Below are 13,028 nucleotides of genomic sequence, written 5' to 3'. Positions count from 1 at the left end.
AAAATTATATCGATAGAATTGAAAATAGGTCCGACGAACGTTGATCCCTGTCCGACAAAAATATACATACCTGTGGTTAAGCCCATACAACACTTAGACCATACTAGGCTATTCAACCGAATAAAACCGAACTTACTGCTTTTCAGCTTTCAGTACGTGGAGGTGAGCTACATTGCAAGTTTTTGGGTGATAGTGTTAAAGTCATCAATATGCTTATTGCTTTAGAAAGTGGAATCATCAAAGGCGAGAACGAGATTGTCAAATGGCCAGGGATGACCGATACAGTAAAATACGGACAACCGGCCAAGTATCTATCATGATATAACGGTAAAGGAAACATTTTTCTATAATAGTTGTACCTCATGTTTTCGAAAATGCGGAGTATGCTTTGATTATCCTAGTTTATATCAGCCTTAATGCTGCAGATATTATTTTTAACAGCAATTATAGGGGCGTGACCACCGTTTACTGAGATATGATCAATTAATAAAGATCGTAGTTCTATACGAAGATCGATAAATAAGATACTGGAAGGCGACGGAGGTCTTATTATAATTTAATGTCATCTCATTGCTTTTCTCAAAATTAGAAATGTTAATTTTACAATACAGGTACAGGTGCAGTAAAAATAACCATGACAGATGAGAGCATATAAATTCGAGATATTTACTACGATGATTGAAAAAAATATTAGGGAAGGGATTTTTAAACCTGGGCATAAATTACCTTCAGTGCGTGAAATAAAGAAACTGTATAAAGTAAGTATCAGTACTGTTCAAGACGGCTATCAGCACTTGATGATTCGGGGGATGGTAGAAAGCATTCCAAAATCGGGTTATTATGTCAACAACAGGACTGAATTAGAGCTTGAGACTACATCCACCAAGCACCGTCCAATTGTCAGGGATGCAGTTTTCAAAAATAATCTTGCGTTGACAACTTCATTGAGGAAGGGAAGCAAAGTGTCTGAGTTTAACGTAGCTGCTCCTGGTGATTTGTTGATGCCGCAAAAAATGTTGTTACGTACTATGCAACAGGTGATTAGAGAACAAGGGGTTGGACTATTACGGTATTATTCTTCGAATGGTTTACATTCGCTAAAAGATAATATTGTTAAACGGTCTGCCATTTTTAAAACAATCATAAATCCGGAAGAATTGTTAGTTACCGACGGTGCTTTACAGGCATTATATATAGCTTTGGCGGCAGTGTGTAATTCGGGAGATGTTATTGCAGTCGAAAGTCCATGCGTGTTTTCAGTGTTAGAGGTTATACGCGTTTTAAAACTAAAAGTAATAGAAATACCTACCGATCCGAAGAATGGATTTGACATCGATTTCTTTGGAAAAGCATGTCAAAACAATACAGTCAAGGCGGTCATTGTAACGCCAAATTTCCATAACCCGACAGGATTAATATTGACCGACGACCAAAAGATAATGTTATTGGCTATTGCGCAACAACACGATGTAGCTATTATTGAAAATGATATTTATGGAGACCTCTGTTTTCAAGGAAATCGGCCTACTAACATCAAAAAATTTGATGATAGCGGCCTAGTGTTAACCTATTCATCCTATTCAAAAACCTTGGCACCCGGTATCAGGCTTGGATGGCTTAGTGCCGGCAAGTTTATGCAACGTGCCGAACAAATAAAATTTGCTTTAGGAAGTACCGTATCCCCACTTTACCAGGAGGTGATTAATCGCTTATTGAGTAGCAGTTCTTATGACCGGCATATAAGGAAATTTAGGATGCAGCTTGCAAAAAACGCTTATTTCGCCATTAACTTAATAGCGACACATTTTCCCGAAAATACACGTATAACGACACCAGCAGGTGGATATAGTATTTGGGTAAAAATGCCAGACGAGACCGATATGGATTACTTTTATGAGCAGTGTGAAAAGATCGGAGTTCGGTTTACTCCTGGATATACTTTTTCTTTTTCCAACACTTTTAACAAATATTTCAGGATAGTGATTGCCGATGCCTTTTCTCCAAACCGAATTAAAGCGATCAGACTTTTAGGACAAGGCATTTAAATAGTACCTACCAAGTGCTCTACGATGTTATAGGCAAAATGCTTTAACATTTTTATACAAATTTTTCACGAAGTATCTAGATTAGTAATTAGTACAGCTAACCAATACCACTTATAATACATTTATAGCGCTGATTATGAATTCTTTACATTTAATGTTGGAATTAAATTTCACTTTCAGAATTATTTACCATTGGACGATACTTCCATTGCTTATATTTTTCGTTTAAGCAATGACCACAAGGCCTGTACCCGTTTCGCAATGCTTCGGCTTCATTTTTAAAGAAAACCCTGTTCTCTACTTTCATCCTTTTGCCCGATGTACAATTAAGCAAGCCATATATTTTCAACTTCCTATAACCGCCAAGTGTAATAACGCCATTGCGTATTAAAAGGCTAAGGGCTTTCCGCCTATCTCCAATGGTCTTCCCTAAATCGATATGTCTAATCATACTACTTCATTTAGTTACTGATATTGATTTTTCAAATACTGTTATTACTGCCTTATTTAAGATTTCGCATCGTGAAAGATAATCCCAAGGCTATGTCTGTGACCATTATGGAGTGGACTAACGCCATGTTTCATGTTTACCCTATAATACCCCTTTGTTCCCTTCACAGGTCGGAAATTGGTTGTGAAGATCACCATATCGCCACGATCTGGTTTTAATACATTTGCTTTTGATTGTGCACGAGGGATTTGTTCGGTAATGACAAATTCGCCGCCCGTGTAATCCTTATCAATCTGGTCAAGCATAAAAACCATCTGCATCGGGAAAAAGATTTCACCATACAAGTCTTGATGGAGTGTATTGAAGCCACCTTTACCATATTTTAAAATGAGAACAGTCGGCTTTTCCTGTCCCTGTTTCCAGCAAAGTCTTTTCATGGCTATATGTGTATTGGGAAACTGTTTGTCGATATTCAGCTCCTGCATCCACAAGTTGGCAACGGGTGCTATTTTGGCGTACACTTTTTCTCGCATGGTGGTAATCAACTGAGGAAATGGGTACTGAAAGTATTTATACTCGCCCTCGCCAAAACGATAGCGTTCCATATGGATTGTTTTGCGATAGGTGTCGTCTGCTTGGTATTCAGCTATCAATGTATTGCATTCCGTCATATTCAGTATATTCCGTACAATAACAAAACCTTTATCGTGCAACTCTGTCGTGATTGTCTGCCAATCTTGAGCGTCTAACCTTGTTTCTATATTCTCCATAATGTTATTTTAAATATAAAATTAGCGCTATGATGTGGTTCAGAAAATCCGAAATTTGCGGTTTTTATTAAATTAAGCACTTCCTGACCGTATGTTATTAGTGTAAAAACGAAAACGTCAGGAAGAGCTAGAACAATATTAAAACAAGTGTATTCTTTTAGCATTTGCCATAACTCATTCGGCATCGACAATTGCAACGCTATAAAGCAAGCTTACTGCAGACTTCTTCCACACGAGTAGATGGCTTGGGCTGTTTGATGGCAAAAGCGATCTGTACATTTTCTATTTTAACTGCTTCAGCTTTTTGGGAGAGCTCACACGGATATTAAATTATTGCTAGCAAATATTAGTATTTGCAATAAGTTGGGAAACATATATTGATATTTGTGTTGTGTGAATGGAATACCGTCCGGAATCATCTTTTTGTGAAGAATATTGCCTTTTGACGGTTTCAATTTTTTATTAGTTATTTATGGATAAAATTAATGTTGTTTGTTTTACTATTTTATTTTTGTTTTTTTTCCAGAACGGTGAAGCTCAAACACAAAATAAGGCAGTAGGTACAGAAGTACATTCAACCGATAGGGGATCAATGTGCTTTAACAGGAATGAAACTGATTGCATAACACTACCATTTGGATATTTAGATATTTCGAAGCGATGGAGTGTTGACTCCATTTTATCTGCCATACAGGACAAAAGTAAATTGAAAGAACTCAATGCATTAAATTTTGAAAAAGTAATCAAAAAAGATTTGATAGTACTTTCTGAAGAATATGATGTTTTTCTGCCATTCAGTGAGCATGTAAATGAGAAATACGACAGCATTAAAATCTCATCTAATTTTCTTTGCTATGGATCGCATTCATTATACTTTGTAGCTGTCTATAATTCTGTTCGTTATGCAGATCCGTTTATTGAAAAAATGTATTTAATTTCGACGAAGGATAGTAAGCTTATCGATATGAAGAGAATATATCTTCATTATGAAGGAGAAATGGGTTTTGCACACTATACCTTGTTTAACATTGCTGAAAATCATATAATTTCTATTCAAGATTATGATTTTATTGAAAATCCGCTGACATTACAACCTTTACATAGATATCAAATCCTACCCTCTGGGAAATTTTCCAGATATTATGATAATGACGGCTTCTATAAAAATGATACAGAGCAAGGGATGGTAAAAAATCGCAAGAGGGAGGGGAAATGGATAGAATGCAAATCAAATGGTTATATTGATTTACAACGATATCCTGAATTTACGGATCCTTATACTTATTTGGAAGCAGAGTATAAAAATGGTTTACCCGTTGGAAAATGGAAGTTTTATAAATTACTGCAAAAATATGATGAAGAAACAGGAGAACCTATATTAAATACAGGGAAAAAAGGACGACTAATTTATACCGAAATATATAGAGAGGGAATGTTACTAAAACGGGAATTTCGGTTCTAAAAACTTTAACATGAAATTGCAAATTGAACTATGTCACCGATCCCCTTTTTATATTTTTAAGGCATTCATAAGCTCCTTTCGCTCGGTTTGGTAATCTTTCGTGCCTCACGCTGCATCAGCTGTATGCACTCTTCCTTATTGAAGCGTTTTTTAGGTTCTTTTTTGTTTGAATTAAATGATGCGTCGCGTGATAGGTCATGAGGTAAAAAAAGTTTCAGTAGTAACCAACGTTTCGTTTTTAATAATATTCGTTTTCACGTAAAAATACCCGAATACAGCAAATCCTGTGCTATTCGCCAGGAATATGAATTATAACTTAATTAATCTTTACGCTATCCTATTTCTTAGCTTATGAAAAGCTTATTAAGCATCTAAAGTTTTAACTTTAACGCATAGATAACATGATTCGAAAGATATGAGAAAAGTAATTGCAGCATTCAATATGACACTTGACGGGTTCTGCGATCATACAGCAGGTATTCCTGATGAAGAAATACATCGTCATTATACGGGTTTGTTAAACAATGCAGATGTCATTGTATACGGTAGGATTACTTATCAGCTTATGGAATATTGGCGGCCTTTTGTGCAAACTCCTTCAGGTGAGAAATCAATGGACGAGTTTGCATTGGCTATTGATAAAATTCAAAAAGTCGTTTTTTCAAATAGCCTGAAAAGTATAAACTGGGAGCGTGCAAAATTAGCCGATGGAGAACTCAAAGATGAAATAATAAAGTTGAAAAAGCAGTCAGGTGGTGATATTTTAGTAGGGAGCCGCAGTTTAATTATACAGCTGATGAATCTTAATCTGATCGACGAATTTCAATTATGTATTTATCCTGTTGTTGTCGGACAAGGGCTTCCACTATTTGAAAATATAGATGATAGAATAATCTTTAAACTATTAAAAACAAAGACTTTTGCAGGTGGCTCGGTACTGTTATACTACCAACCGACCAGTGTGATTGATTAAAACGAGGAAGAAGTGCATGTATGGTGATATAACCTATATTTTACAAGTCATTAGTAAATTATTTATCAGATCTATAGATATAGCAAAATTCTGATGTCCTTTCCAAACTTTAAAAACCAATGACCGTAATTGCTATGAGTTATTGGGTATAAAAAATACTATCTTGCTGGAGTAATATTAGTTAGTGGATTCAAATCGCAGATCAAAACAAAATAGGATGAAAAGAATTAATAAAGATTTTTACCTCTATTTTATATTCATTTTAATTTCAGCCCCAATGAGTTTATTCGCCCAAAGTATTAAAAATAATTATACTTATCTGGTTAGAGAAGAAAATGGGGACTTAAATCATGATGGTAAAATGGATAAAATAATTGTAAAAATGGATACTGTGGATGAATCAAGGCCGTTAAGACTGCAAATTTTCCTATCTAAACCCAATGGGGAGCTAAAGTTGGCGGTATCCTCAGATAAAATCATCGAACCACAGTATCCTGCTGAAAATCACGGCAAATTTAATGGTTATCAAATTCCGAATTTCTTTATAGAAGGAGGAATTTTAAAAATGTGGAGCGAAATTAAAGGGGGGAATATTACTTACCACTTTAAATATAACAATAGCCATTTTGAATTGATTTACCTCGATAAACTCACATACGATGGAACTAAGGGCTATATTGATGAAAATACAATATTCACAGAAACTAAGTTTGACCTAATTACGGGGATCAGAACTGAATCCGATGAAAAATTAGGCTCAGCTGAAGCGCAGAAGGTAAGAAAAAAAAGAGTTTTAATAAGACCTTTACCTAAGATAGAGGATTTCAAATTTTCTGATAAAGATCTATATTAATTGTGGTCCATCGAATATGAAGTTTGAAACATTGTTTGATACTAGGGAAAGCAGGAAACCTCGGGAGTATTCTAATAAGCCTTTGCATTATGAAAGAAATTAAAGATCATAATAATACGGTAAATGTGATCCCTGGAGCGATATTTTCGGTGTTCTTTGTGTTTTTGTTTAGCTCCTGCACTTTTCCATATTCCCAAAATATTTAGCGCAAAATGGTAATCTTTACAAGGTCTCTAAAGTTGGGCTAAGGGAAATGTACGTTTTTGATAATTTCCTGCAGGAAATACCAAGTCGACGGCTAGTCTGGTGGAGAGTTCAGAATACAATAAACAATGTCTATGGAGTTTTATCGAGCCAAATTATTATAAAAAGGATAGTTTACAATATCTCTATAAAACCTCGTTAGAAATAGGATAACAAACCTTGGATCGACCGATTTTTATGTACACTTGGTAAGACAGTGCCACCCTCTTAAAACTAGATAATCTATTTTTCGAAAATATACTTTTTATGATTAATTCCCCATTCTTTTAATGCATAAATGATAGGAGTAAGTGTATCTGCATACGGCTCCAGTTTATAAATAATCTTAACTGGATACTCATCAATAATGATTCTTTTAATGAGTTTATGCTGTTCCAAATCCTTCAGTTCTTTTGCTAAAACTTTCGGTGTGATCCCTTCAATACTTTCCTGGATATCCGTAAAACGCTCATTCCCAACACCAACAGAAATGATAATTGCCAGTTTCCATTTGCCATTAATCACCTCCAGTGCATCTTTAACAGGTTTCACGGTATTAAGACACTCGTTGTAAGCTTTCTTTTTTGCCATATTCAAGTTGACTTTAATTAAACTGTGGAAGCATTTTCGTCATTCAGTTCATCCATTAGTTCAGCAAAAAGCTGCGTTGACTTTATTCTGTCTTCCAGTGCAAAGATATTGGAAACCATGATTAATTCATCAACCTGAGTTTTTTGAATAAAATTATCAACCTGCCTTTTTACGGTTTCCTTGCTTCCTACAAAAGAATATTTCAACATTTGATTTAAACTTGGATGTTCTAAAACCTCTACTAAATCTTCTGTCATTTCTGTCGGAGGCTGAAGTGGTCTTGAATTTCCAGTCAGGACTCCAAAAAACATTCTGATTAGTGAGGTAAATGATCGCTCTGCTTCTTCATCAGTATCGGCAACGATGATATTAACTCCGGCAATCGTGTAAGGTGTATCCAAAACTTCAGAAGGCCGAAACTCTTTCCTATAAATTTCTAAGGCTGAATATAGATGAGTGGAAGCAAAATGGCTCGCAAAAGCATAAGGTAGACCTTTTGCGGCAGCCAAATGGGCGCTGTCTGTGCTCGAACCTAAAATGTAAATAGGAATATCTACACCTTCTGCAATCGGAACCCTGACTTTCGAAGTTTTATTTTCAACCGAAAAGTAGTGCTCAATTTTCTTTACCTCTGCAGGAAACGAATGTGCCGCTTTCATAAAATCTGACCGGATGGCCTGTGCGGTAGGCATATCGGTTCCCGGAGCTCTTCCCAATCCTAAATCTATTCTATTTGGATAGAGCTGGGCTAAAGTTCCAAACTGCTCAGCAATGACGAGTGGAGAATGGTTAGGAAGCATAATCCCGCCCGACCCGACTCTAATTCTCTCAGTATTCTCGGCTACATAACCTATTAGGATCGATGTTGCACTGCTACCTACCGATTCCGAATTGTGATGCTCTGCAAACCAATACCTTGTATAATTATTTTCTTCCGCCACCTTTGCTAGTACAAGTGAGTAGTTTAACGTTTGTTTAAAACTGCTCCCTTCCGACACTACGGCAAGTTCTAAAATTGAATATAATGTCTTTTTCCTCATAATACACTTTCTGCTAGCATTTTCATTATAAAACAAAATGCGATGCAAAGTTACTAAATTACTTTACAAAAGAAAGTGATTATCATTAGGATAGCTAAATTTAATAATGTAGATGAATTTAAATTACGCTTTCCTTTAGGAAAGTACTATAGAAAAGAAAGTGATTTTGACGTAGCTTTGTATCGTAAAATGAATTCAAGTTGACAGCTGAAATATGGAAATAAATAGAAAAAATAGGGTAACAGAAATCTTAGGAATCAAATATCCAGTCATTCAAGGAGCAATGTCGTGGGTGACCAATGCCGAATTTGTTGCAGCAGTAAGCAATGCTGGAGGACTAGGAATGTTAGGCCCACATGCAGGACAAAAAACAAACCCAACTTCATTTGAGGAAATTACAGACCGGCTAAGAAAGGAAATACAAAAAGTGAAACTTTTGACTGATAAACCTTTCGCAGTTCCAGTTGTAATTTCTAACGATTTAAGTAACATTGATAAAATAGCAGATCTACTAATTGACGAAGATGTTAAAGTGGTTTTGGTGAACGGCATCGAAAACTATGATTTTGAGCCCATGGTTAAAAGGTTTAAAGACAATAATATCAAAACAGTTTACCGTGCACTAAATCCAAACATTGAGAATGCTAAATATGCTGAAAGTATTGGGGTAGATATACTAGTAGCAACCGGATTCGATGAGGGAGGGACAGTTCCTGATAAAATAATTGGCACATTCTCAATTGTACCGATGATTGCTGATGCTGTCAATATTCCAGTCATGGCTGCCGGAGGTATTGCAGATATCCGAAGCGTCCGTGCTGCATTAGCGCTAGGAGCGGAGGGAGTATTTGCTGGAACAGTTTTCATTGCCACAGAGGAGAACCCTGCTGCTGAAAATATCAAGCAACTTATTGTTGATCACACAGCAAGTGATCTTTTGATATTCAGAACCAATCCTGCCTATTACAGATCTATACCAACGCCGTACAGCCAAGAACTTTTAGCAATGGATGAACGAGGTAGGTCCCGTGATGAAATTGCCAATAAAATGTATGGCGAGCAGGGTTTAAAGGTCGGAATGCTAGATGGTGATATTACCAAAGGGTATATTACTGTAGGAAATGGCATTTCTTATATAAAGAAAATTCGTCCTGTAGAAGAGGTAATAAAAGACTTAATGCATGATTTCAATTAAGATATCTCAATATGACTTTTTAAAAAACTAATTTTTAGGTTACGGTTGATAAAATAGAATTAAGGAAGTTCTTAGATAAAAGATTAGAGATGATTGAGAAAAGGAAGAAACTAAAATTAGGTGCTGTATTGGACGGTTTGGGGTGGAATCATATGGCATGGCAGCATCCAGATATACCTTCAGATGCTAGCGAGAACCTTAAGTATTACATTAAACAGGCACAACTAGCAGAGTCAGCTAAGTTCGATACGTTGTTTTTGGTGGATGTCAGTCATGTCGGCCCTGGAAATATCCCCCATTATCTGAGTATGTTTGAAGGTGTCAGTATTATGTCCGCACTCAGCATGGTAACTAAAAATATTGGTCTATCCGCTACAATTGCATCCTCTTATGGAGACCCTTACAGTGCAGCAAGACAGATCTTATCTTTGGATAAAATAAGTAAAGGACGCGCTTCACTCAACGCAATTACTTCAAACCCTGGGGGCATGGTCAATTTTAGTCGTCGACATTTGGGCAAGTCTGACCAGTATCCTATGAACAAAGAATTTATTGAAATAGTCCTTGGATTATGGGATACTTACGAAGACGATGCATTTATCCGTGATAAGGAAAGGGGAATCTTTTTGAATCATCATAAAATGCATAATATCAACTATCGTGGAGATTATTTTTCCGTTGAAGGGCCTTTGAATATCAGTCGTTCGATCCAGGGTAGGCCAGTCCTTTACACCGCGGGAACTTCAGAAAACTTTATGGAAATTGCGACCAGCTATACAGACGGCGTTTTCACACACGGGTATGACTGGGTAGATACGACTGCTTTGGCAAATAGGATCAGGCAAAAGCTTATCGCAAAAGAAAGACGACCCGATGATTTCATTATTGCCATCTCACAAAATCCGATTGTTGGTGAAAATGAAAAAGATGCGATTGATAAATATATGGAACTGATGAAACTTACTCCACGAAACAGCCTGCCGAGGCCACAGTTTTTCGGTTCGGCAGAAAAGGTGGCAGAAGAGATTCAAAAATGGCACGAAATGGGTGCGATGGATATGCTGTTGCTGCGCCAGGATCATCCACGCGGTTTGCGTGATTTTATTGATTTGGTCGTTCCAATTTTACAGGATCGGGGCATTTTCAGAACAGAATATGAAACGGATACGTTAAGGGGAAATCTTGAAATTCCAAATCCTCCATTCAGAAAGATCTATTAAAAATATTTGGCTGTTTCATATTTTAATGTGTATGGGATGCTCCCTAACTTCCCGGTAAGCAATGTGTGTTTGGTAATTTATGAAATGCTGTGGTAAGGATATAATTGGCTCTATAAACAAAGTAATTAGGGCTTTTAAACAAAGTGCATTGACAAAATGATCTTTATTTTTGTTCCAACAAAAGTTTAAAATCATGGTACAAAATAACTATAATGGAGCATTTCAAAAGTCGGTAGGTTCGGACTTCAATGCAAAATCAACAACTTCGGATGTCATCAAAGGAATTGATCTAACCGGTAAAATAGCAATCGTTACGGGCGGTGATGGTGGACTTGGCTTAGAAATCACCAAAACACTGACTTCTGCAGGCGCAACGGTTGTCGTTCCAGCAAGAAACACGGAAAAGGCAAAGAAAAATCTAGAAGGGCTTACCAATGTTGAAGTAGGCAAATTAAACTTGACAGACCCTGCTTCTATCAGTGCATTCGCTGAAAATTTTGTAGCTTCAGGCCGACCACTGCATATGCTTATAAACAACGCAGGTGTGATGTGGACACCTTTGCAGCGGGATGAACGAGGCTACGAAGGACAATTTTCGACCAATCATTTAGGACACTTCCAACTCACAGCAAAACTTTGGGACGCTTTGAAAAAAGCAAATGGAGCGAGAGTGGTAACTGTTTCCTCTTCGGCACATCATTTTTCACCGGTACTTTTTGAAGATGTCAATTACAATGCAAGGAAATACAACAAATTTGAAGCCTATGCGCAATCTAAAACCGCAAACGTGCTTTTCACGGTGGAGCTGGATAAGAGAGCACAGCAATTTGGTGTCCGTGCATATACACTCCATCCAGGTCTGATTTTAACAACCAATTTGGGCAGATATTTAACTTTTGATGATTTTGTTACACTAGGTACATTGTACCCAGATGGCACGGCAAACACAGAAGCCGAAGCCGCAATGAAGAAAATACAAAAAACCAAGGAGCAGGGGGCCGCTACCACTGTTTGGGCTGCAACAAGCCCGCAGCTTCAAAACATTGGAGGCGTTTATTTGGAGGATGTTGAAATTGCGGATTACACCCCTGATCATTATGGAGATGAGGCCGGCAATAGAACCCCAGCCGGTACATCTGGGGTTGCACCCTTTGCACTGGAAGCGGAGGCCGCCCAAAAGCTTTGGCACATAAGCGAAGAATTGACACACACAAATTTCGATATTTAATATCATAGAAGGGAATAGGGCGCAATTAGTTCGTGCCCCATTTCTTTTTTACCTTTGTATTATGGCGACAAGACAAGTAAATAACCACGCTGAAATTGTTTTTACCTGCAGCGAGGCAGTTCATCACAGTACCGAAATGATTGCCGAGGAGCATTCCATTGTACGGGTTCTGTCGGGCGAATTAAAAGTAGTTCAATCTCATAAGATATATGTTTTTGGAGCCGGAGATACGTATTTGTTTCCCAGAAATAAACTAGCAACGCTTATAAAATCCGAAAAAAACGGCTTGCCCTACAAAGCTATTATTGTCAAACTGACTCACGATGTGTTGAGAGCATATTACGAGCATCAGCACTTAGAAACGCTTCTAGGTTCTAAATCCGAGAACATTGTTCCCTTACCTAACAGCCCATTGTTAGATAGTTTTTTTGCTTCTATGCTTCCTTATTTCGATCTGGATTACAAATTGCCACAAGACCTGTCTAAACTAAAAATACAGGAAGCCATTACCGTTTTACGATCCGTAAGCAGCGAGATTGACCATCTTTTATCAGACTTTTCAGAACCACACAAAATCAATATTGCAGAATTTATGGAAAGGAACTATATGTTCAATATGCCAATAGAAAAATTCGGCTATCTTACAGGTCGTAGTCTGACTACCTTTAAACGTGATTTTAAAAAGGCATTCAATACAACACCACAAAAGTGGCTGACAAAGAAGCGGCTGGAGCTTGCCCATTACCAATTGACTGAAAAAAATAGAAAACCTATTGATGTGTTCTACGAAGTTGGCTTCGAAAACTTATCGCATTTCTCGTACGCTTTTAAAAAACAGTATGGGTATTCACCTGCACGACTAGTAGTACGAAAAGGAAACATTGACAGAGCGTAAGATATTTTATTTGTAATAAGCCGGCTGTTCGCAGAGTTTAGGCGTGCTCAAATTCTTCAGTT

General features: G+C 37.2%; 12 protein-coding genes and 1 pseudogene. 9 read left to right on the top strand and 4 right to left on the bottom strand.

Features of this window, described 5'->3' with window-relative positions; all coding sequences use genetic code 11:
* Positions 1–197 precede the first annotated feature (197 nt).
* Both B4A24_RS23870 and B4A24_RS07375 read left to right on the top strand, forming a co-directional pair.
* Positions 198–342, top strand: a pseudogene (locus B4A24_RS23870) (penicillin binding protein transpeptidase domain-containing protein); the annotation flags it as partial.
* A 299-nt stretch (positions 343–641) separates the two neighbouring features.
* Complete coding sequence (locus tag B4A24_RS07375; RefSeq protein ID WP_293944000.1) at positions 642–2,045, top strand: PLP-dependent aminotransferase family protein; 1,404 nt, start codon at positions 642–644, stop codon at positions 2,043–2,045.
* 163 nt (positions 2,046–2,208) lie between these two features.
* On the opposite strand, the gene B4A24_RS07370 is transcribed toward B4A24_RS07375, so the two are convergent.
* Together B4A24_RS07370 and B4A24_RS07365 are read right to left on the bottom strand one after the other, a co-directional pair.
* The gene (locus B4A24_RS07370) at positions 2,209–2,496 is read right to left on the bottom strand and encodes an Ada metal-binding domain-containing protein (protein WP_293943998.1); all 288 of its coding nucleotides are present in this window, start codon (positions 2,494–2,496) and stop codon (positions 2,209–2,211) included.
* A gap of 56 nt (positions 2,497–2,552) precedes the next feature.
* Complete coding sequence (locus B4A24_RS07365; protein ID WP_293943996.1) at positions 2,553–3,266, bottom strand: 2OG-Fe(II) oxygenase; 714 nt, start codon at positions 3,264–3,266, stop codon at positions 2,553–2,555.
* Positions 3,267–3,738: 472 nt separating this feature from the next.
* On the opposite strand from B4A24_RS07365, the gene B4A24_RS07360 reads away from it, so the two are divergent.
* The 3 genes from B4A24_RS07360 to B4A24_RS07350 all read left to right on the top strand — a co-directional run bounded on the left by B4A24_RS07360 (position 3,739) and on the right by B4A24_RS07350 (position 6,554).
* Positions 3,739–4,728, top strand: a complete 990-nt coding sequence (locus B4A24_RS07360) for a hypothetical protein (RefSeq protein WP_293943995.1) — start codon at positions 3,739–3,741, stop codon at positions 4,726–4,728.
* A 415-nt stretch (positions 4,729–5,143) separates the two neighbouring features.
* On the top strand, positions 5,144–5,701 hold the full coding sequence (locus B4A24_RS07355; protein ID WP_293943994.1) for a dihydrofolate reductase family protein: 558 nt from the start codon (positions 5,144–5,146) through the stop codon (positions 5,699–5,701).
* 217 nt (positions 5,702–5,918) lie between these two features.
* On the top strand, positions 5,919–6,554 hold the full coding sequence (locus tag B4A24_RS07350) for a hypothetical protein (protein WP_293943993.1): 636 nt from the start codon (positions 5,919–5,921) through the stop codon (positions 6,552–6,554).
* 486 nt (positions 6,555–7,040) lie between these two features.
* On the opposite strand, the gene B4A24_RS07345 is transcribed toward B4A24_RS07350, so the two are convergent.
* Together B4A24_RS07345 and B4A24_RS07340 are read right to left on the bottom strand one after the other, a co-directional pair.
* Entirely contained in the window at positions 7,041–7,388 is a 348-nt protein-coding gene (locus B4A24_RS07345; protein WP_293943992.1) for a winged helix-turn-helix transcriptional regulator, read from the bottom strand.
* 17 nt (positions 7,389–7,405) lie between these two features.
* On the bottom strand, positions 7,406–8,428 hold the full coding sequence (locus B4A24_RS07340) for an LLM class flavin-dependent oxidoreductase (RefSeq protein WP_293943991.1): 1,023 nt from the start codon (positions 8,426–8,428) through the stop codon (positions 7,406–7,408).
* 214 nt (positions 8,429–8,642) lie between these two features.
* On the opposite strand from B4A24_RS07340, the gene B4A24_RS07335 reads away from it, so the two are divergent.
* The 4 genes from B4A24_RS07335 to B4A24_RS07320 all read left to right on the top strand — a co-directional run bounded on the left by B4A24_RS07335 (position 8,643) and on the right by B4A24_RS07320 (position 12,966).
* Complete coding sequence (locus B4A24_RS07335) at positions 8,643–9,623, top strand: NAD(P)H-dependent flavin oxidoreductase (RefSeq protein ID WP_293943990.1); 981 nt, start codon at positions 8,643–8,645, stop codon at positions 9,621–9,623.
* Positions 9,624–9,712: 89 nt separating this feature from the next.
* Positions 9,713–10,843 carry an LLM class flavin-dependent oxidoreductase gene (locus tag B4A24_RS07330; protein ID WP_293943989.1) on the top strand — a complete coding sequence of 377 codons (1,131 nt, stop codon included), beginning with the start codon at positions 9,713–9,715 and terminating at the stop codon, positions 10,841–10,843.
* Positions 10,844–11,036: 193 nt separating this feature from the next.
* Positions 11,037–12,071 (top strand): SDR family NAD(P)-dependent oxidoreductase, encoded by a 1,035-nt coding sequence (locus B4A24_RS07325; protein ID WP_293943988.1) that lies wholly within the window; start codon positions 11,037–11,039, stop codon positions 12,069–12,071.
* 61 nt (positions 12,072–12,132) lie between these two features.
* Positions 12,133–12,966, top strand: coding sequence for a helix-turn-helix domain-containing protein (locus B4A24_RS07320; RefSeq protein ID WP_293943987.1), 834 nt, complete (start codon positions 12,133–12,135; stop codon positions 12,964–12,966).
* The last annotated feature ends 62 nt before the right edge of the window (positions 12,967–13,028 follow it).

It is taken from the genome of Sphingobacterium sp. UBA7249, assembly GCF_002472835.1.
GTDB classification, from domain to species: domain Bacteria; phylum Bacteroidota; class Bacteroidia; order Sphingobacteriales; family Sphingobacteriaceae; genus Sphingobacterium; species Sphingobacterium prati.
Note: the sequence above shows the minus strand (reverse complement) of the source record. Positions and strands in the feature narration are given on the sequence as shown.

Excerpts from the sequence above, each read along its gene's own strand:
- B4A24_RS07375 (WP_293944000.1), top strand. The coding sequence starts at position 642 with ATGAGAGCATATAAATTCGAGATATTTACTACGATGATTGAAAAAAAT.
- B4A24_RS07370 (WP_293943998.1), bottom strand. The coding sequence starts at position 2,496 with ATGATTAGACATATCGATTTAGGGAAGACCATTGGAGATAGGCGGAAA.
- B4A24_RS07365 (WP_293943996.1), bottom strand. The coding sequence starts at position 3,266 with ATGGAGAATATAGAAACAAGGTTAGACGCTCAAGATTGGCAGACAATC.
- B4A24_RS07360 (WP_293943995.1), top strand. The coding sequence starts at position 3,739 with ATGGATAAAATTAATGTTGTTTGTTTTACTATTTTATTTTTGTTTTTT.
- B4A24_RS07355 (WP_293943994.1), top strand. The coding sequence starts at position 5,144 with ATGAGAAAAGTAATTGCAGCATTCAATATGACACTTGACGGGTTCTGC.
- B4A24_RS07350 (WP_293943993.1), top strand. The coding sequence starts at position 5,919 with ATGAAAAGAATTAATAAAGATTTTTACCTCTATTTTATATTCATTTTA.
- B4A24_RS07345 (WP_293943992.1), bottom strand. The coding sequence starts at position 7,388 with ATGGCAAAAAAGAAAGCTTACAACGAGTGTCTTAATACCGTGAAACCT.
- B4A24_RS07340 (WP_293943991.1), bottom strand. The coding sequence starts at position 8,428 with ATGAGGAAAAAGACATTATATTCAATTTTAGAACTTGCCGTAGTGTCG.
- B4A24_RS07335 (WP_293943990.1), top strand. The coding sequence starts at position 8,643 with ATGGAAATAAATAGAAAAAATAGGGTAACAGAAATCTTAGGAATCAAA.
- B4A24_RS07330 (WP_293943989.1), top strand. The coding sequence starts at position 9,713 with ATGATTGAGAAAAGGAAGAAACTAAAATTAGGTGCTGTATTGGACGGT.
- B4A24_RS07325 (WP_293943988.1), top strand. The coding sequence starts at position 11,037 with ATGGTACAAAATAACTATAATGGAGCATTTCAAAAGTCGGTAGGTTCG.
- B4A24_RS07320 (WP_293943987.1), top strand. The coding sequence starts at position 12,133 with ATGGCGACAAGACAAGTAAATAACCACGCTGAAATTGTTTTTACCTGC.